Origin of the sequence: Halomonas hibernica, from assembly GCF_013183775.1 — a bacterium.
Classification (GTDB): Bacteria; Pseudomonadota; Gammaproteobacteria; order Pseudomonadales; family Halomonadaceae; genus Vreelandella; species Vreelandella citrativorans.
The window spans coordinates 591,429-613,079 of record NZ_VIFN01000001.1; the positions used below are offsets into that span (position 1 = coordinate 591,429).

The 21,651-nt window shown below is 57.7% G+C and carries 16 protein-coding genes and 1 tRNA gene; 5 read left to right on the top strand and 12 right to left on the bottom strand.

Features of this window, described 5'->3' with window-relative positions; translation table 11 throughout:
* Positions 1 to 29: 29 nt before the first annotated feature.
* The gene (locus FKN99_RS02790; RefSeq protein ID WP_172116469.1) at positions 30 to 1,979 is read left to right on the top strand and encodes a M48 family metallopeptidase; all 1,950 of its coding nucleotides are present in this window, start codon (positions 30 to 32) and stop codon (positions 1,977 to 1,979) included.
* Between the two features lie 433 nt (positions 1,980 to 2,412).
* Entirely contained in the window at positions 2,413 to 2,733 is a 321-nt protein-coding gene (locus FKN99_RS02795) for a DUF1330 domain-containing protein (RefSeq protein WP_172116470.1), read from the top strand.
* Positions 2,734 to 2,786: 53 nt separating this feature from the next.
* On the opposite strand, the gene FKN99_RS02800 is transcribed toward FKN99_RS02795, so the two are convergent.
* Positions 2,787 to 3,491 carry an FMN-dependent NADH-azoreductase gene (locus tag FKN99_RS02800; protein ID WP_172116471.1) on the bottom strand — a complete coding sequence of 235 codons (705 nt, stop codon included), beginning with the start codon at positions 3,489 to 3,491 and terminating at the stop codon, positions 2,787 to 2,789.
* A 120-nt stretch (positions 3,492 to 3,611) separates the two neighbouring features.
* On the opposite strand from FKN99_RS02800, the gene FKN99_RS02805 reads away from it, so the two are divergent.
* Positions 3,612 to 4,517: a LysR substrate-binding domain-containing protein gene (locus tag FKN99_RS02805; protein WP_172116472.1), complete on the top strand. Its 906-nt coding sequence runs from the start codon at positions 3,612 to 3,614 to the stop codon at positions 4,515 to 4,517.
* Positions 4,518 to 4,632: 115 nt separating this feature from the next.
* Here FKN99_RS02805 and FKN99_RS02810 read toward each other — a convergent pair.
* The 11 genes from FKN99_RS02810 to FKN99_RS02860 all read right to left on the bottom strand — a co-directional run bounded on the left by FKN99_RS02810 (position 4,633) and on the right by FKN99_RS02860 (position 18,402).
* Positions 4,633 to 4,728, bottom strand: a tRNA-Sec gene (locus tag FKN99_RS02810).
* Positions 4,729 to 4,740: 12 nt separating this feature from the next.
* The gene (selB, locus tag FKN99_RS02815) at positions 4,741 to 6,669 is read right to left on the bottom strand and encodes a selenocysteine-specific translation elongation factor (protein WP_172116473.1); all 1,929 of its coding nucleotides are present in this window, start codon (positions 6,667 to 6,669) and stop codon (positions 4,741 to 4,743) included.
* The gene (selA, locus tag FKN99_RS02820) at positions 6,666 to 8,144 is read right to left on the bottom strand and encodes an L-seryl-tRNA(Sec) selenium transferase (RefSeq protein ID WP_172116474.1); all 1,479 of its coding nucleotides are present in this window, start codon (positions 8,142 to 8,144) and stop codon (positions 6,666 to 6,668) included. The genes selB and selA overlap by 4 nt, the downstream gene beginning before the upstream one ends.
* 85 nt (positions 8,145 to 8,229) lie before the next feature.
* Positions 8,230 to 9,156 (bottom strand): formate dehydrogenase accessory protein FdhE, encoded by a 927-nt coding sequence (gene fdhE / locus FKN99_RS02825; protein ID WP_319941220.1) that lies wholly within the window; start codon positions 9,154 to 9,156, stop codon positions 8,230 to 8,232.
* The gene (locus FKN99_RS02830; RefSeq protein WP_172116475.1) at positions 9,153 to 9,860 is read right to left on the bottom strand and encodes a formate dehydrogenase subunit gamma; all 708 of its coding nucleotides are present in this window, start codon (positions 9,858 to 9,860) and stop codon (positions 9,153 to 9,155) included. Before FKN99_RS02830 ends, fdhE begins: the two co-directional genes overlap by 4 nt.
* Entirely contained in the window at positions 9,857 to 10,774 is a 918-nt protein-coding gene (gene fdxH / locus FKN99_RS02835) for a formate dehydrogenase subunit beta (RefSeq protein WP_172116476.1), read from the bottom strand. Before fdxH ends, FKN99_RS02830 begins: the two co-directional genes overlap by 4 nt.
* A gap of 15 nt (positions 10,775 to 10,789) precedes the next feature.
* Positions 10,790 to 13,852: a formate dehydrogenase-N subunit alpha gene (gene fdnG / locus FKN99_RS02840; protein ID WP_172116763.1), complete on the bottom strand. Its 3,063-nt coding sequence runs from the start codon at positions 13,850 to 13,852 to the stop codon at positions 10,790 to 10,792.
* Positions 13,853 to 14,005: 153 nt separating this feature from the next.
* Positions 14,006 to 14,404 (bottom strand): hypothetical protein, encoded by a 399-nt coding sequence (locus FKN99_RS02845; RefSeq protein ID WP_172116477.1) that lies wholly within the window; start codon positions 14,402 to 14,404, stop codon positions 14,006 to 14,008.
* Between the two features lie 178 nt (positions 14,405 to 14,582).
* A complete protein-coding gene (locus FKN99_RS02850; RefSeq protein WP_172116478.1) occupies positions 14,583 to 15,542 on the bottom strand; it encodes a nucleotidyl transferase AbiEii/AbiGii toxin family protein in 960 nt (319 codons plus the stop codon).
* A 46-nt stretch (positions 15,543 to 15,588) separates the two neighbouring features.
* Positions 15,589 to 16,209, bottom strand: coding sequence for a type IV toxin-antitoxin system AbiEi family antitoxin domain-containing protein (locus tag FKN99_RS02855; protein ID WP_216657934.1), 621 nt, complete (start codon positions 16,207 to 16,209; stop codon positions 15,589 to 15,591).
* A 279-nt stretch (positions 16,210 to 16,488) separates the two neighbouring features.
* Positions 16,489 to 18,402 (bottom strand): DNA topoisomerase III, encoded by a 1,914-nt coding sequence (locus FKN99_RS02860; protein ID WP_172116479.1) that lies wholly within the window; start codon positions 18,400 to 18,402, stop codon positions 16,489 to 16,491.
* 84 nt (positions 18,403 to 18,486) lie between these two features.
* Here FKN99_RS02860 and FKN99_RS02865 point away from each other — a divergent pair, with 84 nt between their 5' ends.
* Positions 18,487 to 19,734, top strand: a complete 1,248-nt coding sequence (locus FKN99_RS02865) for an ABC1 kinase family protein (RefSeq protein WP_172116480.1) — start codon at positions 18,487 to 18,489, stop codon at positions 19,732 to 19,734.
* Between the two features lie 71 nt (positions 19,735 to 19,805).
* Entirely contained in the window at positions 19,806 to 21,626 is a 1,821-nt protein-coding gene (locus FKN99_RS02870; protein ID WP_172116481.1) for an SEC-C domain-containing protein, read from the top strand.
* The last annotated feature ends 25 nt before the right edge of the window (positions 21,627 to 21,651 follow it).

Below are 21,651 nucleotides of genomic sequence, written 5' to 3' on the forward strand. Positions count from 1 at the left end.
CGTTCTTGAACCGACAAGGATAGGTGTGCATGGATTTCTTTACGGCTCAGGACAACGCCCGGCGTAAAACCGGGCAACTGGTTGTTTTATTGATAGCGGCGGTAATCGCCCTGATTGCGGTCACCACTGTCGTGATCGCAATCGTCGTGCATTTCATGAGAGATGACCGAGGCAGCGTGACAGCGAATAACCTGTTGGCTGCGCTATCCCCAGAACTGGTAGCCGTGGTTGCGCTTGGCGTGGTGGCGTTAGTGGGTCTCGGCGGGCTTTTCAAGCGCTCTCAGCTGCGTCGCGGCGGCGGTAAAGTAGTGGCCGAGGCGCTGGGCGGACGAGAAATCAGCCCCAGCACCGAAAACGCTAACGAGCGCCGTATTCTCAACGTGGTGGAAGAAATGGCAATTGCCTCGGGCACGCCGGTTCCACCGGTTTATCTGCTTCAGGAAGCGGGTATTAACGCTTTCGCCGCCGGGTATGATACCAGCGATGCCGTGATCGGGATCACCCAGGGGGCGATTAATCACCTCAACCGCGAGGAACTACAAGGCGTGGTTGCCCATGAATTTAGCCACATTCTGCATGGCGATATGCGCTTGAACATGCGTTTGATCAGCGTACTTCACGGTGTGCTTCTGATCGGACTGTTAGGCTATATTCTGCTGCGCAGTACGACGTCGCGTGGTCGAGCTGTGCGGCGCAACAATTCAAATAGCAAAGGCGCTGTCGTCGTACTTGCCCTGGGTGTTGCCCTGGCCGTCATTGGTTATGCGGGCACATTTTTTGGCAACTGGATCAAGGCGGCAGTGAGCCGCCAGCGAGAATACCTAGCCGACGCCTCCGCCGTTCAATATACGCGTAACCCCAATGGCATCGGCCAAGCGTTAATCAAGATAGGCTCCCTTACGCAGGGGGCCAGAATCGAAGCCTCCCAAGCGAGCGAATATAGCCACCTGTTTTTCGGCCAGGGCATGAAGCTTGGTTTCACTCGCTTATTGGCGACCCACCCGCCGATACGCCAGCGCATCAAACGCGTTATGCCAAGCTGGAACGGTGAATTTAACGCGCCGCTCAGTGCGCCTTTTGACGGTGACATGGAAAAAGCGGGAGGTGAGTCAGTGGTTGGCTTTGCAGACACCCCCTCCGGCCACGCTTACTCCAGCGCAGCAACCATGAACGGCACCTCGGCCCGCATGGCGATTGCCTCAATGGGGCAACCCGGCCCACGCCATTTGGCCCAGGCACGTACCATGCTCAATGCATTGCCTACGCGGCTCGTCGATGCCGCCCACGATCCTTACGCAGTGCGCGCATTAATGTACGCACTGCTGCTGAGCCAGAATATCGAGGTGCGTAAGCAGCAACTGGCATCACTTCAGCAGACAGCCTTGCCCGATGTGTATCGTGAAGTCATGAATCATGCCGGCGATGTGTTAATGCTTAGAGACCAGCTTCGCCTGCCGTTGATGGAATTGGCGTTGCCTGCGTTAAAAAACCTGTCAGTGGATCAGGCCACGCATTTTCGACACTGCATGGTAGAACTGATCAATGCGGATAGTCAGGTCAGCCTGTTTGAGTGGACGCTGTATCACTGGCTGGTTCATCACCTGGGCCTGGGAAAGAAGGATAGTGGCCCTGCTGTTCGTAAGCTGAGCGATTTACAGCAGGAGTGCCAGCGGCTGCTCAACGTGCTGGCCTGGGCAGGGCAGAGTGACCCCGAAAAGGTAAGCGCTGCGCTAGATGCCGCTGAAAAAGAGCTGCCGTTTGCACTAAACGTAAAAAGAGAGGCCCCTAATATCAAAGCGCTGGGGCCCGCAGTCAGCCGCTTGCGTCGTTTACGACCGCAACAAAAGCCTGCTGTTCTGCAGGCCATGGCCCGCTGTATTGAGCATAGCGGGCAAATAAAGCCCGCAGAGGCCGAGCTGTTTCGCGTCATCGCCGATATGCTGGAATGCCCCATGCCGCCGCTGCTGATAGAAGAGTGATTGAGCGTCGCCATTTTCAAGGCGGGGAGTATCCATAGCATGAATGAGGCAGAGTCCTTGAACCGAGCGACTAACGAGAAGATAGTACTCTGCTCATACAGTACTGATTGGCCAACTCTGTTTGAAGAGGAACGGGCTCGGCTGCTGCCTCTTTTCAACTTCCATGGAATATAACGCCTCTCTGATCGATAGGCGTTGGGCGGCGAAATATAGGTTGATAGAGAAGCGTATACAGCAGCAAAAAGGGACTTTATTTGCGAAACACTGAATGGTGGCCTCTAACCAGTGTAGCGTCATTGGTTTAATAAAAATTAAATTTCTGGAAAGTTATTGTCAGTTAAATTGATATAGTGATAAGTGGGTTCGTTATTTAAAGTGTTTGCTCTAGGCTTTCGTTGTTTAGAAAATTATTTCGTCTAATCAAGGGGGGATGATGCCTGCCTACGCTGTTGCTCTCATTCGAGAAACTCGATTCGATCCTGAGGTTAAACAATATTTAGAGCGTATCGACGCAACGCTCGCTCCTTTCTCAGGTAAATACCTTGTTCATGGTGGGCCATACACGCCTATTGAGGGTGCGTGGGCTGGCGATATGGTCATCATTGAGTTTCCTACTATGGAACAAGCACAGGGGTGGTATGACTCCGATGCTTATAAGACGATTCGCCCATTTCGTACCCGGCATACCGAGGGCGATGTGCTGTTGGTTCAGGGCGTGCCAGAGGGGCATAAAGGTGCGGATATCCTGGGTTAGCGATACCCGCACCTAACGCGCCGACCTTGATAGTAAGAAGCTGCTTGCTGCTTTTAAGCCGGTTCAGATATTTGTGTGTCTCGCCATGTCATCACCTGCAACTCATCAACGAGCCGTTCGACTTTCCTTATTGCGTCAGCAACTGACTTCGCCAATACCTCCCCGCCTACCTCCTGCCCCTCGATGGCGATATAGTGAATTTTAGTGATGCCAATAAACGCCAGTGCAGTGGCTAAATTGGGTTCCAGGTGGTTGATGTGCGCCATCTTTCCACCGATATCAAAGCCTATCCCGCCTCTGGCTGTAAGAACAACCGCATGCCTTGGCCGGTCAGAAAGCTTTGGAACGTAAGGATCGGTCGGGTTACTCTCATCGATATCCACCGTTCGACCGGGGCGTACTACTTGGTCGATCCACGCTTTGAGGGCGGCAGGCATGCCGAAGTTGTAGAACGGCGTGCCGATCACGACGACATCTGCGGCGATTAATTCATCAACCAGCTGGTCGCTTTCTGCTAATGCATCCTTCATCCAGGGTGCCCGCTGTTCTTCAGGCGTGAAAGCCGACGCGATCCAGTCGTGGTTGAGAAAGGATGGCGGGTATTGGCCTATATCGCGATAGGTGATCATGTCTTGCGGGCGGCGTAATTGCCATTGTTTGGCAAACTGATCGGTAAGGTGACGGCTGTGAGAGCCATGATTGTCTGTTCCTGCAATCCCCGGGCGAGCGCTGGCGTCTATATGTAGGATATGCGGCATGGATAGTCTCCTGTTCTGAGCTGAGCTCATCTATGATTAACGACAGACGTAGCTTAGACTTGGATTATGAGCCGTAACAAACGACCTTTTCTTGCAGGTATAGGTGAGTAAAATTCATTCATGAATTCTCGACGATTACCCTCGCTTTCGGCACTTCGCGCTTTTGAAGCGGCTGCTCGCCATGAAAGTGCCAAACAGGCAGCGCAGGAGCTCTCGGTAACGGCCACGGCCATTAGTCACCAGATTCGTGGGCTTGAAGAGGCTCTGGGCATTGCGCTGTTTGTACGCAGGCCCAGGCAACTGGAATTGACGCCGCAAGGCCGCGAGCTGCAGCAGGTGCTGGAATCTGCATTCGACAATATCAGCAACACCATTGAGCGCCTGAGTACCATGCCCGAGCGCAGGGGCATTACGCTGACGACCACACCAGTGGTGGCAGTACGCTGGCTGCTGCCCTGGGTTTGCATACTGCGCGAATCTCACCCAGACATTGACCTGCGAATCCATGCGTCCCACGAGCCCGTTGCGTTAGATGGGGTAACCGCCGACCTTGCCATTCGGCATGGCGATGGACGCTGGCCAGGGTTAGTAGCCGAGAAGCTGTTTGATACCACGTTGATTCCGGCTTGCAGCCCACAGCTTGTTCAGCATGCAGGGGAGGATCTATCGAAGTATCCGTTGATTCACTTTCGACCCCAGGGAGTAATTATATCGCCCATGGATTGGCCGGGTTACCAGAAAACCGCCCAGATTCCAGGGTTGAATGTCGGCGCCGGGCTGGCTTTTTCTGACGAAAGCCACGCTATTTCAGCGGCTGTGGGAGGGCAGGGTGTCATGCTGATGAGCCGTCAACTGATTGAAGATGAGCTGGCCGACGGGCGCCTGGTACACCCTTTTGGCCCTGAACTTGAAGACCGCGCCTTCTTTTTGGCCTACCCTGAAAGCCGCCGCAACGATCCAACGATGTTGGCGCTTCGCGACTGGGTGATGGCAGTGCCTGGCAGGCTATCAACGCCTTCGGCTTGATAGTATCGTATTTTATACCGTTATCTTACGTGACCTGATGCTTCGCCGTCTGTGAGTTTCATGGCGGAGTCTGATTTGGCTCAAATAGCGAGGCTGGGGGAAGAGTTAAAAAGAGTGGCGGAAGAGCGTGGGAGTCGAACCCACCAAAGACTGCTGGCAGTCCCTGCCAGATTTGAAGTCTGGCCGCCCCACCGGGGGTCGATCCTCTTCCTTGAGCGGTTGCCTAGTTCCACAGGGCAGTACGGCGAATGTAGCGTTCATCTTGCACCCGGCGTGTAAAACCTATCCTATCAAAGAATTCGAGAATATGAATGGCCAATTTGCGTCCGGTACCGATGCAGTTGCGAAATTCTGCGACGCGAATAGTGCCGTGCTCGTCCATCAGCTTACGCGCGATATTGGCCAGTTCATGTGTCGCTGAGGCGAGGTAGAAGTGGTCCTTGCGTACCTGGTAGAGCCTGCCGAGGCGAGCGCAGGCTGTTAGCACCTGGCGAACACGCTGTTCATCAAGCCCACCGCTTGCTGCCAGGTCGCGAACCCGGGGTGGCTGGAAGGGGGCTTCCGCGAGAAGAGGTTCGAGCCGTTGCCAGAGCGCCTCGTCGTGTTCATTAAGTACTGCGCGATGGCCAGGCAGAGAAATGAAGGGCCCATTGCTAGCAAGCTGGCCCGCCTCGATCAGTTGTTTCAGCAGGCCGCGGAAGAGGGGAGCCGGTAACCGAGGGGCGGCCTGGCGATTTAGTCGCTCGCGCTCGGTCCCCAGCATGGCGGGTTCGTTCTGGTGATTACTGGCGACTACTTGGATAATCCGCTCTCTAAGCGATTCCAAGGCTTGCCGGGAGAAAGCGCTAACTTCGCCTTCGGCAGTGAGGACTTGACCTGCGGATGCCTCGACCAGCGGCGCTAGATCCTGAACGCTGATATTAAGATTACGCGCCATGCCAGTAAGATCCAGGCCTTCAGGATGGAGATCGAGCGCGGCACCCAGCGGTTCATGAAGATCATAAGGGGGCTTGACGCTTGCGCATTCTGCCAGCGCCGCCAGCCAGGCCAGACGAGCGGGTGCGCGCTGACCACGGCGGGGTGGTTCGCCGTCCAGTGCGATTCCGCCGCCGAGAGTAATATGCCCACCATGATCACGGATGACGAAACGATCCCCCAGGCAGGCGTGTACCGGGCTATCACAGACCAGTTGCCCCAGCATGCTTTTGCCTGGTTTGAGTCGTTGCCCTTCGAGAAGCGAGACCCGCCCCATGAGACGGGCGGCCCCCAGGTGTATATGGACTGGCGTCCAGTGCTTGAGCGGTGGGGTAGAGTCGAGCAACCTTAGCTGGGCGTCGAGGCGTTTGATGGGCGGCGTTTCCAGTGCATCGGCGACCACCCAGTCGCCGCGACGGATGCGATCCCGTTCCACCCCAGTGCCTGAAAGGTTGAGCGCTACCCGGTCACCCTGGTGTGCCTGATCGCTCTCGCGGTGCTGGCGCCGCAGCTGGCGTACTCTGGCCTTATGGCCGTCGGGTACCAGGCGCACCATGTCACCCTTGGCAATGCAGCCACTGAGGGCGGTGCCGGTCACTACCAGACCGGCACCCGGCAGCGCAAAGACGCGGTCCACGCTAAGGCGGAAATGCCCATAAGCAGAGAGCGCATGCTGTTCGGCCGCCTGGGACCATAGTGTGTCACGCAGTGCCGCTACGCCTTCACCGCTATGGCTCGAGACGTCATACAGCGGCGCCTTGGCGAGCTGGGTCCCTGCCAGCAGTTGGGTGATCTCTTGTCTGACTTCCTGTCGCCGTAGTTCGTCGACTCGGTCGATCTTGGTCAGTGCCACCACGCCGCGGTCGACGCCGAGCAGGTCGAGAATTTGGACATGTTCGATTGTCTGGGGCATTACACCATCGTCGGCGGCCACCACCAGCAGGGCCGTGTCGATGCCAGCACTGCCCGCGAGCATGTTATGCAGGAACCGATGATGCCCGGGCACGTCGACAAAGCCGAGCTCGACGCCTGACGCGACTTCGGGATAAGCGAAACCAGCTTCGATGGTCAGCCCACGGGCTTTTTCCTCTTTGAGGCGGTCGGTATCGATACCGGTCAGCTGCTGGATCAGGGCGGTCTTGCCATGGTCGACATGGCCGGCCGTGCCGACGATCATGACGGGTCCTCTTTATTTTGCAGGTCCTGCTGCAGGGCATGGTGGTTCTCGTAGCGCTGCTTCAATATCGAGAGTTGTGACGCGAAGGCGTCGACGTCTTCAGGGCGGTATAGGCAGCGCAGATCGAGATAGAGGACGCCTTCGTTAAGGCGGCCGATGACCGGACGGGGCAGTTGTCGAAACGCTGTCTCGATGCGTTTGAGGCACCGTTCCCTGGCGCGGCGGTCACCGTTTAGTGGGCGCCAGACCAGCGCGTAGCTCGGCAGCCGGTCAACGGGTAGCGAGCCGCTGCCGAGCTGACTCACGCAGGGGGCCAGGGTAACATCGATGTCGTCGAGCAAAGCCTGGGCGGCGGAGAGTAAACGCTCGCCGGTCGCCGCAATCTCGACGTCAGTACGCGTCAACATTGCCAACGTGGGAATGTCTCGCTGGGGCGCGTCACTGTCACGATAAAGACGCAGGGTGGCTTCCAGGGCGGCCAGGGTCAGCTTGTCCAGGCGCAGGGCACGTTTTAATGGATGGCGCTTGATCGTATCGATAAGGTCACGGCGGCCAACAATGATGCCTGCCTGCGGGCCGCCCAGTAGCTTGTCGCCGCTGAAGGTGACAACATCGGCTCCGGCGGCGATTGCCTCGCGAGGTTGCTCTTCATGAGGTAGTCCAAGCGCGGAGAAGTCGGCTAGTGCGCCGCTGCCCAGGTCAACCATGAAGGGGACTCCCTGCGCGTGTGCAATATTCGCCAGTTCGCGCTCGGGCACGCTCTTGGTAAAACCGGTGATGGCGTAGTTGGAGGTGTGTGCCTTGACGATCAACCCGGTGCTCTCGCCCATGGCGGCCTGGAAATCCTTGGCATGGGTGCGGTTGGTAGCGCCTACCTCATGCAGCCGACAGCCTGCCGCGACCATGATGTCGGGCATGCGAAAGGCACCGCCTATCTCAATCAACTCGCCGCGTGAAATGACCGCCTCGCGACCACTGGCCAGAGCACCCAAGGCCAGTAGTACAGCGCCAGCGTTATTGTTGACCACGGTGGCTGCCTCGGCGCCGGTCAGCTCGCAAAGCAGGGGTTCCACTAGGCGGTCGCGGTCGCCACGGCCGCCGCTCTCCAGGTCATACTCAAGCGCCATGGGATGGCGGGCGGCTTCGGCCATGGCCTCAATGGCGGGCTCGGCAAGTGGCGAGCGGCCGAGGTTGGTATGAATCACCGTACCGGTCAGGTTAAACACGCTGCGGCTATTAGGCCGTACCAGCTGTTCCAGGCGTTCAAGCACTCGGGCAGTGAGTGTATCGATAGAGAGGGCGGCAAGTTGATGCTCGGCAGCCTCGGAACTACCCGCAAGGCGCGAGCGCTCGCTCTCAAGGGTCAGGCGAACGGCCTGCCTGACCAGGCGCCCACCATGGCGCTGCTGGGCTTGCTGCAGAGTGGGGTGGGTCAGCAGAGTGTCTACGGCGGGCAGGCTGCGTCGAACGTCCATTGTTGTTTTCAATCCATGCCGGGATTCAAATCCCAAGGTATAGCATGGCTGAGCGCGGGTCGTCCATGGTCGCTCGGGGATGCCCTTATTCGCCAACGATCAGCAGCGGGTTGAAGCCGCTACGAAAATACTGCTTTTCCTCGGTAAGCAGAAGATCCAGCGCCAGGCTCGCAAGGTCATCAGCGAGGGGTTCAGCATGTGCATCGAGCTCACGTGGCATGATTTTGAGATAGGAGTGACAGTCGCCACAGGCCTCGGCCTGAGTGGGGAGCAGGCGCTCGCCGATCTCGTCCTCGAGGCTCAGGTAGTCAAGCTTGCCGCTCTGATCGCAGACACTGCACTTGGAGCGCTCCAGATACCATTGTGTCGCGCATAGCCCACATTGCAGGTAACGCACCCCGCTGCGTTTAGAATCGATCTGAATGATGCTTGCCACCGGCAATGAGCCGCAACAGGGGCAGATCGAACGGGCCTCGGCGGAGGGGCGCTTTGGCGGTTGGGGCAGGGTGCGCGCCAAGCGCAGCCAGGCCACTTGCAACGCTGCCGCTATCAAGGGCATCAGTCCACGGCTTGATTCAGGGCCGGGGCGCGCTTCCAGCACTTCCTGGGCAAGGCGGTCGATTTCCTCCCTGGGCAGCTTACGCAGGGTGTCGAGCAGCGGCCGCTGCGCCTCCCCAATATGCAAATCTAGGCCATCAAGAAGTGCTGCGAGCTCACTATGAAAATCGATGTCGCGGCAAAGCGCCTGAGTACCCAGCGGCGGCATGCCGTGCTCCAAGGCCAGCGCAAAGGCGTCCGGCTCGGGCAGCCACGCTGGGGTATTGTGCTCGAGTGCCCGCTGCTGTGCTTGGGAGAGCTGTGCCATAAAGGCCAAGAAATCACGCAGCGGTTCGATACGCTCGGAGAGGTCACGCAGGCGCTGTGCACGCTGGGCAAAGTGCTCCTGCTCGGGCAGCACCACGGAGGGGGGATCAATAACGCCCATCGGGGCATTGCCATATGCGTGATTCACTTGGGCTCCTCTCGTGTCATGGTCGTGTGCGGCTGCTTGGTCATCTCGCGCTCCTTGCGCTCTTTGTCCATTTCCTCCTCGTACCATAAATCATGATGATGTTTCGCCCAAGGCTTGCTGACCCGGCCACGAATCATGGCGGTGAACGACCCCTTCACCCAGATACCCGAGTAAATGTGGATGATCAAGGTAATGATCGCGAGAAAAGCCACATAAGCATGCCCAACGGCGGCCAACCGACGTAGTGTGATGGGGACGGCATCGGCAAAGTAGGGTTGCCAGATGAGCAGACCGGTTACCAGCAACAATGGCACGCAGAGCACCATGATCCAGTAAACGAGCTTCTGCCCGGCATTGTTCTTACCTACCGGCGGCAGACGCTCGTCATGATTACTCAGCACGTCCTTGATCTGCTTGAGCCACTGAATGTCATGGCGCTTGATCAGACTCACCTTGAAGAAGCGGATCACCATGATCACGAAAAATAGCGTCATACACAGCCCAATATACGGGTGCAGGATGCGCGTCATGATCGGTCCGCCGAACAGGCCGGTTAACGACCAGAAGAAGGGGTGAAAAAAGGGCAACCCACTGAGCACCAGCATCACGAAGCTGATCGCGACGAGCCAGTGATTGATGCGTGAAAACGCATCATATCGCAGGATGCCTGGATCGGATTTGGCATGCGGTTTCGGCTCATTCATGGCTGTTTCTCCTCAGGCTCCTCGTCCTCCACTCCTTCTTCCACCTCTTCCGGTGTTTCCTTGGGGCCTGCGGTGAGGTAGTGGAAGAACCCGGCAAATGCGGCAAGCCCGATAGCTGCTGAGGCCAGCGGCTTGGGTATACCTTTCCAGCCCTCGACCAGAGGACTGATGCGCGGGTCCTTGGGCAAGCCGCTGTAGATCTCCGGTTTGTCGGCATGTTGCAGCACGTAGATCACATGGGTGCCACCCACCCCCTGAGGGTCATAGATACCGGCATTTTCAAAGCCGCGCCCTTTGAGAAAATCGGTGCGCGTCTCAGCGAGATCGAGCATGTCCTCCTTGGTGCCGAACATGATCGAACCGGTAGGGCACGATTTTACACAGGCTGGTTCCAGGCCATGAGAGACACGATCAGAACACAGTGTGCATTTATAGGCCTTGGAATCCTTTTTCGAAATCCGTGGAACATCAAAAGGGCAGCCAGTGACACAGTAGCCGCAACCGATGCAGTGCTCGGAGTTGAAGTCAACGATGCCGTTGGCGTACTGGACGATAGCACCAGGTGCCGGGCACGCCTCAAGGCAGCCCGGTTCGGCGCAGTGCATGCAGTTGTCCTTACGGATTAGCCACTCCAGGTTGCCTTGCTCGTTCTCGTGCTCGTTGAAGCGCATTACCTGCCAGGAGTCGGGCGTAAGGTCAGTCGGGTTGTCGTATTCACCCACACATTCACCCACCTCGTCACGCAGGTCGTTCCACTCAGAGCATGCCACCTGGCATGCCTTGCAACCGATGCAGCGGGATACATCAATCAGCTTGGTGACAGTTTCAACGCTGCCGCTTCGCCTTTGAGGCGAGGGTACTGAGGTCGCTGAGCGGGCGATGATATTCTGCGAGTTGATTTGTTCCCCACGCATGCTCTCCTCCTTGCGTTATAGCTTTTCGACCCGTACCAGGAACGACTTGAACTCCGGCGTCTGGGTATTGGCGTCACCTACAGAGGGCGTCAGCGTATTGGTCAGGTGAGCCTGCTTGGTTTCGCCCAGATAACCCCAGTGAATCGGGATGCCTATCTGGTGCACCGTGCGTCCCGCTACCTGCAATGGACGAATGCGCTTGGTCACCACCGCTACCGCTTCGATATGGCCGCGCTTGGAGCTGACGCGGACTCGGTCACCTTTAACAATGCCCAGTTCGTTGGCCAGAGTTTCGCCAATCTCCACGAATTTTTCCGGCTGGGCGATGGCGTTCAAGCGGTTGTGCATCGTCCAGTAGTGGAAATGTTCAGTGAGGCGATAGGTCGTCGCCGCATGCGGGAACTCCTCGAAGGTGCCGAAATTGGCCCGATCCTGCTCGAACACCCGCGCGCCTGGATTGTTCTTGGCTAGTGGGTTATTGGGGTGCATCGGGTTGCTGGCGATGGGTGTTTCAAACGGTTCGTAGTGTTCCGGGAAAGGCCCTTCAACCATACGGTCACGGGCAAAGAACTGCCCTCGACCCGTCTGGTTCATGATGAAGGGGCCTTGAGCTTCTGTCGGCGCAGATTCCACCGGGAAGTCGGGAACGTCATTACCCACCCAGCGATTGCCGTTCCACCAGACAACCGCCTTGCGCTCAGCCCACGGCGTGCCGTCGGGGCGTGCGCTTGCCCGGTTGTAAAGGATTCGCCGGTTGGCCGGCCACGACCAGGCCCAGCCCAGCGTCTGGCCGACGCCGTAGGGGTCTGAGTTGTCGCGGCGGGTCATCTGGTTGCCTTCATCGGTCCAGCAGCCGGCAAATATCCAGCAACCGCTCGCCGTGCTGCCGTCGGCACGCAGCATGCCGAAGTCCTCGATCTGCTCGCCCGCCCGACAGACAATATTGCGCTGCTCATCAACCACGTCTTCGAGTGCCCAACCGTTGTACTCCCGGGCTATTTCGTTGGGACTTGGCTCCTCCGGGTAGCGATAGGGCCAGCTCAGATTGAGCAATGCATCTGAAAAGGCGCCGCCTTCGTCGCGATACATCTGCTGCATCCGCAAGAAGATGCCCGCCAGTATGGCGGTATCGGGAATCGCTTCGCCCGGGGGCGGTGCCGCTGCCCAGAACCATTGCAGCCAGCGTGAGCTGTTGACGATGGAACCGTCTTCCTCGGCAAACGCGGTGGTCGGCAAACGGAACACCTCAGTGTCAATCTCGGCGGTGTTCACATCGTTAAATTCGCCATGGTTCTTCCAGAACTCGGCGGTTTCGGTTCTCAACGGGTCGATGACGACCAGATACTTCAAGCGGGAGAGCGCCGCACTAGTCTTGGCCTTGTGCGGAAAGGCGGCCAACGGATTAAACCCTTGGCAAATATAGCCGGTGATGTCGCCATGGCTCATCCGCTCGAAAGTATACAGCACGTCATACAGGGGCTCGCTGAGCTTGGGCAGCCAGTTATAGCACCAGTTGTTCGCTTCGGTGGCCGCATCGCCGAACCAGGCTTTCATCAGGCTGACATGAAAACGCTCGTAATAGCGCCAGTAGGACACTTCGCCAGGCAGCAGGTCCGGGCGTGAGCGGTCAAGGATATAGGCGTCGTAATCCTGCTCATCGGCCTTGGGCAGCGACATGTATCCAGGTAGTAAGTCCGAGAGCAGTCCAAGGTCGGTCAGCCCTTGGATATTGGAGTGGCCGCGCAAGGCGTTGACGCCGCCCCCGCGCATGCCCATGTTGCCAAGCAACAACTGAAGCATCGCCGCAGTGCGAATGATCTGCGAGCCGATCGAGTGCTGCGTCCACCCCAGTGCGTAGAGGATCGTCATGGTCTTGTCGTCCACGACGGTCGCGGCGACCATGTCCCAGACGTGCAGAAGCTTGTCGCGGGGCGTACCGCACACTGAAGAGACCACATCAGGGGTGTAGCGGCTGAAATGCGCACGCATCAATTGGAATACGCAGCGGGGGTGTTGGAGCGTATCGTCACGCAGGGCGTAGCCTTCGTCGTCGTACTCATACCGCCAAGTCTCTTTGTCGTAGTCGCCATTCTCGGCGTCGTAGCCGGTGAACAGGCCATCCTCGAAGCCGAAATCCTCGCGCACGATGAGGCTCGCGTCGGTGTAGGCGCGCACATACTCATGATGGATCTGATCGGTTTCGATCAAGTAGCTGATTAGACCGCCCAGAAAAGCGATATCGGTGCCGGTACGAATTTCCGCGTAGTAGTCCGCCACCGCTGCCGTGCGGTTAAAGCGGGGATCGACCACCACTAAACGGGCATCGTTGTGCTCCTTGGCTTCCATCACCCAGCGAAAACCAACGGGGTGCGCCTCGGCGGCATTGCCACCCATGACGAGAATAAGATCAGCGTTGCGGATGTCGACCCAGTGATTGGTCATGGCACCGCGACCGAATGTTGGGGCAAGACCTGCCACCGTCGGTCCGTGTCAGACGCGCGCCTGGTTGTCGAGTACCACCATGCCCAGGCTGCGGACTATCTTCTGTGTCAGGTACGCCGTCTCGTTGGTCGAGGCGGACGCCGCCAGCATCCCGGTCGTGGTCCAGTGGTTGACGGTATTGCCTGCATCGTCCTGGGCGACAAAGTTGGCGTCGCGATCATCCTTCATGTGCCGGGCGATACGTGTCAGCGCGTCGTCCCAACTGATGCGTTTCCACTCATCAGTACCGGGTTCGCGTACCTGAGGGTACCTAAGACGCGATTCACTCTGGATGTAGTCGAGCAGCCCCGCACCCTTGGGACACAGCGAGCCGCGACTGACCGGGTGATCCGGGTCGCCCTCGACATGGTAGATGCTATCAATACTATTGATCGCTCCATCGCCGCGGCTATAGAGCAGCACGCCACAGCCCACCGAGCAGTAGGTGCAGTTGCTGCGGGTTATCTTGGCGCCGGTAAGCTTGAACTGGCGAACTGAGGCGAGCGCGGGCTCAGGTGCAAAGCCCATCATGGCCATACTGGAGGTGGCCATGCCGACTGCCCCGAGTTTAAAAAACTGTCTTCGCGTAACCTTCAGAGTCATCCCGGCCTCCTATCGTTTTGTTCTGAATGTCGTCACTTCCTGAGATGGCATATCCGTTAAGCATAGTGCGTCTGTTCTTGTTTGTCGGTGCGTCGCGGTGTCGTTTGTCCAATGAGAAGGTTGCCACTAGGGCTTGCTGTTAACGGCTTATTCGGGCGAATCGGACGTGCTGCCCTGAGATTCACCGTCTTCCCGGCGCCCGCTGTCGTCGGCACCCAGCGGTTCATCCGGCAAAAGTGCTTCCTCGCGCTCAGGTGTCTCGGTTTCGTAGGTGGACCCAGCATCGGGCTGAGAGTCCGACGTCTGGAACATGGCATCGCCCCGGGATTGACCACCACCGGTGGTCTCATCCTCCTGATCCATATTCGCCCCGGTAATGCCGCTGGTGGTACCCGCCGTGCCGGTATCTATATTCGGCTTCTCGGGCATGGCGTTGGGAAGTACGCCGCTTTCATTCTGAGGCGCTGCTGGTTCGGAGGCCTGAAGCGTGATGGTGGCGCCAGTGCTTAGCAAGGCAACAAGGAGGGGGAGCGTGCGTCGAATCATGCTTGAACTCCTCGAATGAGCTAAGTCGAATGGGTCAAGGCCTCTGCCGCTGAGCGATCCACACTGGCTACTATTTAAGGGCAGCGATGCCGTATCTACCTTCTGTATAGACAGTCGCGCCGCTTGGCGCAAGAATATGGGTTAAGAGGTGTTCATCCCGTCATCGTTATTCTACTTCTTACTCCCACTGGTACTTTTTCTCTTTGTATAGTTCTTTTTTGGCTTGCTCGTACGCTTGGCTGGGCTGCGGACTCCATGGACCGGGTGGGTGCCAGATTTTGTGCACGGGATTAGCGAGTGTTTTCTCTATGACGGGGCCAAGAAATTCCAACACCGCTACGACAACCTCCGAAAACGCCTCCGGCACATGGTCTTGGCCAAGGCGCTTATGGAACGCCTGCCATTGTGGCCGCTTGCTGTCCACGAAAGCGGTAGAAAAAGGGTTAGTTTCAGGGAGTGCCGTATGTCGGTTAGCAAAGGTTCTTGTTATAGCGCCATCCAGGTTCGAAAGCGTGAAAGAGTGCTGCCGCGAAAGTATCCAAATATCGTAAAAGTCTTTCATGTGGCTGTTCAATTCACCCAGATGGACCATCGCCTGAAACTTCTCAGCAATGGATGATTCCGGTGTATAACAAAGAATTCTGTCGGTAGGGAAGCCTAGTAGGCCGGGAAATGTCTGCCAGGAAGGCAGCGGAAAAATAATGTCGCCAAAACCAATATCCAATTGCATGGGGATTTTGGCATTATCGAGAAATCCGGTAAACGTCACCCTAATCCCTTGATAGTCGGCGTCTTCGGTAATGGTTTCGGCTTTTAGCGTATTTAAGTCAAACGATAATCCATCATCCATTACGCCCGTAGCCAACACATCGCTCACTTGGGCCAGAATGGCATCTGGGCGATTGCTTGTTTGACCCAGCATATCGATATCACGCGTCGGCCGAATGTCCGGCCCCTGCATAACCCAAAGCAGTAGGGCACCCTTTAGCGTAAAACTGCGGTTATGAGTCGATTGGCTAAGCCGGTAAAGAAACCGCTCCATAGCGAAGTACTGTAGTAACTCTTGGAAGGGGCGTTTTTCTTCTCGGGATTTATTCAGCAACTTCTGGCGCACAGACGCGGCGATGTTTTTGGCCACCGTAGTCTCCTGTCATCTTGTTGGTTCGTTGACTGAGTGATTCCGCTCAAAGCTTGGCCTCTACATAGGGCGCCATCACCTTCGAAACGCGGCAGATGCTGGCGTATTCCATCAGTTTCCCAGGCCGGAATGTTTTACGGTTGCGGTAGAGCTCAAGCGCCTCCAGCACCACATCCATGCCGATACGGTTACGGAACTTGAAGCAGTCCGCCAGGGTTTTCTCCGGGTTGTAGACCTGTAGCGTGATGTCATCTACTTCTACCTGCTCGATGCCTGTGCTGAAGGCCTGCCCTGAGAACCGATAACCGGCCACCGGCGGATAATCCAGAACCGGCAGACGGGCATCCCGTTTCACCGCTAGATGCACTTGGTGAGGAATCTGGGTGGTAATGCCGTGCCAGTCTAGCGCCGAAATCAAGCAGAGCACGGCATGGGGAAAACGGGTGGCGGTGGCCACCAAATCTGGATTATCAATCGGGGGAAGGTCCGCCAGTCGATAGAGGCCACGGCTGACCGGCTCAATCAGCCCTTCATCACGAAGGCGATAGAACTGGTACCGGCTGATACCCAGTGTCAGGGCCTCACTCAGGCGAAGCTTACCGCCTTGCTGGCGGAACAGGGTTTGAAGTTGAGTCCGAAAAGATCGGGCGGAGCAGGATTCAGACAAAGTGTCACCACTTGTTTATATGTGGTGATACTTTGTCTGATCGCGCTTGAAGATTCAAGCGGCAGCTTCGTCGGGGGTGTTGGACTGGTCGAGCGCAAGCAGTTTCTTACAATGCGTAGCATCCATGGCGTACGTGAACTTTCTGTTCAGGCGATAATGAAATCGGGGCCTAGCTCTAATAAAAAAAGGCATGACAGGCTTTAGTGTAACAAGGTGTCTTATAGGTGTTGGGGGCCGTGTTTCATTAACTTGCTGGCGTCGCCAAAGTTGAACCCCCAGTCAGCGTTGCTTGGCAGGTTTGCGTTTCATATAGCTGGCGCGTTTGGTTTTAGTGCTTTTCCTTGGCTTTGCCGGGCTACCCGCTGCACCTTGGGCTGTTTGCAAACTCTGCCTGAGTTTGTTCGCGTCACTTTGTTCGAGCAGGGCGCGAAGGTCTTCCAGCAGCGCATGCTGAAAAGCGCCTGCATCATCCTGCTGTTCTGAAATGGCGCGCAAGCGCTGCTCCCAAAGGGCGGTGCGTTCCGGCGTGCTGACGGCGCTGGGTAGGGCGGTGATTAACGCGTTCCCCAGTTTGGTGGCACGTAGGGCTTTTTGTTGGCGCACCAGGTAGCCGCGTTGCACCAGGGTTTCGATGATACCGGCGCGGGTGGCTTCGGTACCCAGGCCATCGGTGTCCCGTAAGGTCTTGCGAACGTTCGGGTCATCCACGTAGCGGCCGATGTTCATCATCGCCTTGATTAGGCTGGCATCGGTAAACGGCTCGGGTGGGCGGGTTTCCTTTTCCTCTACGCCTGCACCCAGCGCTTTGCAGTGCTCATTTTGGGTAAGCGATGGCAGCGGCGGCGCTTCTTCTTTCGTGGTGAAAAGCGGTTTCCAGCCAGGGTCGAGAATGCTTTGGCCGCGGGCACGGAACGCCTCGTTTAACAGAGTGAACTCGGCTTTCACTTCAAAGGTGCGCAAAGGGCGATAGAACTGGGCCATGACGTTGCGCACCACCAACCGAAACACGTGGCCTTCGGTGGCCGAGAGCTGACTGAAATCAGCAGGCTTGCCGGTAGGCGCCAAGGCATGGTGGGCACCCACCTGCTTGTCGTTCCACGCCTTTGAGCGCAGCGAGAAATCGGCACCATTCAGACACCGGCTGAGCGTGTCATCATTTTGGCAGGCGCCGGTTAAACTGCGCTGGGCAAGGGCCAAGTGCTCTTCGGGAAGATAGCGACAGTCGGAACGTGGGTAGGTGATCAGCTTGTGCTGCTCGTAAAGGCGCTGGCAAATATCCAGCACCATTTGTGCGGAAAGCCCAAAGCGTCGGGCGGCATCTACCTGAAGTGCGGAAAGCGAGTAGGGCAGCGGCGGCGCCTGACGTTTTTCCTGCTGGTCGAGCCTGGTGAGCTGGCCGGTTGCACCCGGCAATTGGGCGGCCAGTGCATCAGCGGGTGTGCGATCAATCAAGCGGCCTTGATCATCCAGCGGCTGGTGTTCCTTGGGCGCCCACCAAGCGCGTAGCTGGCCTTTTTCAACCTGTAAGTCCACCCAGAGCGGATAGAACGGGTGCGGCCTGAAATCTCGAATGGCGTTATCGCGGCGCACAATCAGCCCGAGTACCGGTGTTTGCACACGGCCAACGGAAAGTACACCATCGTGGCCCGCTTGGCGGCCGGTGAGCGTCCAGGCACGGGTCAAGTTGATGCCATACAGCCAGTCAGCGCGTGAACGCGCTTGCGCTGCCTGAAAAAGCGGCTGGAACTCCTGATTGGAGCGCAGTTTGGCGAGGGCGCGACTGACCGCTGGGCGGTTCAAATCGCTGATTAACAGGCGTTGAACCGGGCCGCGGTACTTCAGGTGCTCGATCACTTCCTGCACCAGTAGCTGGCCTTCGCGGTCCGGATCGCCAGCATGAACAACATCAGTGGCCTGCTTGATTAACTTGCGAATCACCGCTAGCTGCCCACGCGCTTTATAACGCGGTGCCAACTTCCAGGTGCCGGGCACGATGGGCAAACGGTCCAGCCGCCACTGTTTATCGGCGGGGTCGTAGGCCTCAGGTGGGGACTGCTCAAGCAGGTGGCCCAAACACCAGGTCACGGTGGTATCACCGCACACAATAGCGCCTTCCTGGCGTTTGGGGCTTCCCGGCAGCGCTTCAGCAATGGCCCGGGCAAGGCTGGGTTTTTCGGCAATAATCAAGCGCATGCGAAGCGTGGCCTTAACGTCTGTTCGAAATGCGCCTATGGTAACAGTAGCGGTGACTTATAGGGCAGGGCAGTGGGGATTGATATGCGCGAACGCGGTAGAACACGCAGGTTGATGGGCCTGGGTGCACGCACGGGCGGTGCGCTGCTTAAAACGCGCTTGGGCGGCCAGGCGGATTGGCGTGCGTTAGGTGAGGCGCTGTTTGAAGGGCTTTCCGAGCTTAAAGGCCCGGCAATGAAGCTTGCTCAAATGATGTCGCAGTGGGATGACCTGCTGCCGCCCGATTTAGCCGATGAGCTGGCGCGCTTGCAGCGTCAGGCAGAGCCGATGCCTTGGTCGCGTATCCATGAAGCCTTGGTGCTTCAGTACGGCGATATCCATGAGTATTTTACCGAAATTGAGGAGCGGCCTTTTGCCAGCGCTTCCATGGGCCAGGTGCACAAGGCGGTCACCCTTGAGGGCGAAACGGTGGTGCTGAAAGTGCAGTACCCCGGCTTGGCGGATGTACTGGAAAGTGATTTAAAACAGGTGCGGCGCATTATCGGGTTGGGGCGTTGGTTCAAGGTGCCTCAGGCGCGCCTGGATGCGTTGTTTGAAGAGCTGGCGGCGGGGCTTCGCGATGAGCTGGATTATCAGGCGGAAGCAAATGCGCTGGCGCGGTATCGGGAGCGCTACCAGAGTGATTCGCGAATCATCATACCCAAGCCGCTGTTTGAGCTTTCGGGCCAGCATGTCCTGGCCATGTCTTACGTGCCCGGTACGCCGCTGCGTGAACTGGAAGGCGCCGATGATACAGTGCGCCAGAAGGTGGCCACTACGCTTGCCGACTGGATTACCCAAGAGCTGTTCACCCACGGCGAACTACATGCTGACCCGCATGCAGGTAATTTTGCGGCAGATGAGCACGGTCGGCTGATTATTTACGATTTTGGCGCTGTGATTGCGGTGCCCGAAGCGCGAATTGAGGCGATGATGCAATTGCTCAGCGCCACGCTTGATCACGACCCCATGGCCATGGATGACGCACTCGTCAATTTGGGTGGCCGCCAAGGTCAGGGCGCACCGCTGGCGCTCTACCGCGAGGCTGCTGAAAGTGTTTCTCCACTGTTTGAACCGGGGGAGCAGGATTTCAGCGATGTGCGCGTGCACCGCCGCCTGCGTGAGCTGTCGCCCAAAGTGTGGGCGGCGATGGATCGCTTGCAGCCTCCCGCGGATACGCTGCTTCTCTCGCGAGCATTGAATGGCCACTACTGGAATCTGGTGCGTTTAAAGGCGCGGCTGGATATGCACGTACGGACTGCGCCGCTGCTTGAGCGCCCAGACCACCTATAAGCAGTTCACCGCTGCGGCCATACCCACCTTCATGGTAAGCTATTGCGCTTTTAAACACAGTGGAGACGGCAATGCTAGCGGTATGGGTCGATCAGCTGCTGGGATTTGCCTCCGGGGCACTCTCGGCAATCAGGCAGCAAGAACACTATCCCGACTTTATGACCTGGGTGCGCGATGAAGGCGCCAAGTCATTTAACGGTGATGTCGCCACCGCCCAGGCGTTGGCCCCTATTTTATGGTCACAAACGCCGTTGGTCAGGCTGGATTTTGCCCGTGAACCGCTGGCGACGCCAGGGCGTAACGAGGCTTGCTGGTGTGACTCAGGGCGCAAGTATAAGCAGTGCTGTTATCGCGTTGATTTCCCCACCGACATTCCAGAGCAGATGATGTGGATGTTGTCACTGCGTGAATGGAAGGGCGCCACGCTGAAGTCTGCGTTGGAGAGCCGCCAAGCACCGCCGCAGGCACTGCTGGAAGCGGGGCTTATTGCCGCCGAAAGCGGCCAAACGGGCCGGGCGATGCAGATTCTGGAGTCACTGTTTGATGGTAGTGACTGGTCGCGGCTGCCAGAGCAAGCCGAGCCCGCCTTTGAAATCCTGCTGGATATCTATCAGGAGCGTGGCTTTACCCGCAAACGGGCAGACCTTCTGGATGAAGTGATGGAGCGCGGGCCGCTGTTTTTACGCGGTGTTGCCCTTGAACGGCTCTGTTTAATGCATCTGGATAATGATGATTTGGACAGCGCCCGGGCAGCCTTTGTCAAAGCTCAGCAGGCCCTGCCTGATTCGCCCACGCTTGCGTATATTGAGGCGATGTTGCTGCTTCATGAAGGCCATGAAGAAGAAGCCAAAGCGCGGGCTAATTTCTGGTATCGGCGCCTGGTGCGCCAGGGGGATCTTGACGAAGAGCAGTTGGATTTTCTTGCGGCACTTGCTGATAACCCCGGGGCGACGCTTGCGGATCAGCTGTTAAGCGCGGAAGAGGATCTGGCCACGCCGCTGGTATCCCTGCAAACCCTGCTTGCTGTCCTTCCGACAGCGCCCAAACTTGATATTAGCAGCGACCCGGAAAGCGGCCATTTGCAGTATGTGACCACCGCCCGTGAAGCGACCCTGTTCGCTGCTTGGCATGAGCAGTTCCAGGTAATGGTCGATGAAGAGGTGGCCTTGGGCTTTCGCGATGACCCGTGGGGCAATGCAGAGGAGTGGATGTCAGCGCTCTGCGCGCACCCTGAGTGGCTGGATGCGCCTCAGGTCGTTCAGGATGTCACTCTCGCGCTTACCAGCCGTTTTGGAAGCCTTCCGTGGATGGCGCCAACCCTGCTGGAGCCACTGGCGGTGCGTCTTTCACGCTGGCTGGAACAAGCCCGAGCCGCAGGCAACGGTAGCCTGTGCTGGGATGATGCTGACAATGCCATGCTGCTGCGTACAGGGTTGGCACTAGTGGTCGGCATGGAGCGCGGCGCACGCCAGCATTCACGAGAGCTGGCTGAAGAGTTGTTAGCCATCGACCAGGAGGATAGCCTGGGCCTTAAAGAGTTGGTGCTTGATCAGCTACTGCGCGATGACCGCAACCAGGAAGCGCTGGCACTCACTGAGGAGTCGGAAGACGATGATGGCTCGCTGGTGCTGGGGTTACTCATGGGGCGCACGTTGGCGCTTTATCGTTTAAACGAGCATGAGGCGGCCGAACGGGCGCTTGGCGATGTCACCGCGCATAATCGTCACGCGCTTGAGATGATCTGTGCGGAAAAACCGCGTCCAGCGACCCCCTATGCCGATGGCCAGGTGGAGCCAGGTTCACGTGCTGAGGCGTGGCAGTACCGTACGCTGATGCGTGATCAGTGGCGTACCACGCCAGGTGCGCTTGAGTGGCTGGATAGCCACCGCTAAGCCTCTTCTTATGTACGAAAGCTTA

Bases quoted from the DNA above. Each gene is read 5' to 3' on its own strand.
- FKN99_RS02865 (WP_172116480.1), top strand. From the start codon at position 18,487: ATGCGCGAACGCGGTAGAACACGCAGGTTGATGGGCCTGGGTGCACGC.
- FKN99_RS02870 (WP_172116481.1), top strand. From the start codon at position 19,806: ATGCTAGCGGTATGGGTCGATCAGCTGCTGGGATTTGCCTCCGGGGCA.
- FKN99_RS02800 (WP_172116471.1), bottom strand. From the start codon at position 3,491: ATGCCGCATATCCTACATATAGACGCCAGCGCTCGCCCGGGGATTGCA.
- FKN99_RS02795 (WP_172116470.1), top strand. From the start codon at position 2,413: ATGCCTGCCTACGCTGTTGCTCTCATTCGAGAAACTCGATTCGATCCT.
- FKN99_RS02790 (WP_172116469.1), top strand. From the start codon at position 30: ATGGATTTCTTTACGGCTCAGGACAACGCCCGGCGTAAAACCGGGCAA.
- FKN99_RS02845 (WP_172116477.1), bottom strand. From the start codon at position 14,404: ATGATTCGACGCACGCTCCCCCTCCTTGTTGCCTTGCTAAGCACTGGC.
- selA (WP_172116474.1), bottom strand. From the start codon at position 8,144: ATGGACGTTCGACGCAGCCTGCCCGCCGTAGACACTCTGCTGACCCAC.
- FKN99_RS02860 (WP_172116479.1), bottom strand. From the start codon at position 18,402: ATGCGCTTGATTATTGCCGAAAAACCCAGCCTTGCCCGGGCCATTGCT.
- selB (WP_172116473.1), bottom strand. From the start codon at position 6,669: ATGATCGTCGGCACGGCCGGCCATGTCGACCATGGCAAGACCGCCCTG.
- FKN99_RS02830 (WP_172116475.1), bottom strand. From the start codon at position 9,860: ATGAATGAGCCGAAACCGCATGCCAAATCCGATCCAGGCATCCTGCGA.
- FKN99_RS02805 (WP_172116472.1), top strand. From the start codon at position 3,612: ATGAATTCTCGACGATTACCCTCGCTTTCGGCACTTCGCGCTTTTGAA.
- fdxH (WP_172116476.1), bottom strand. From the start codon at position 10,774: ATGCGTGGGGAACAAATCAACTCGCAGAATATCATCGCCCGCTCAGCG.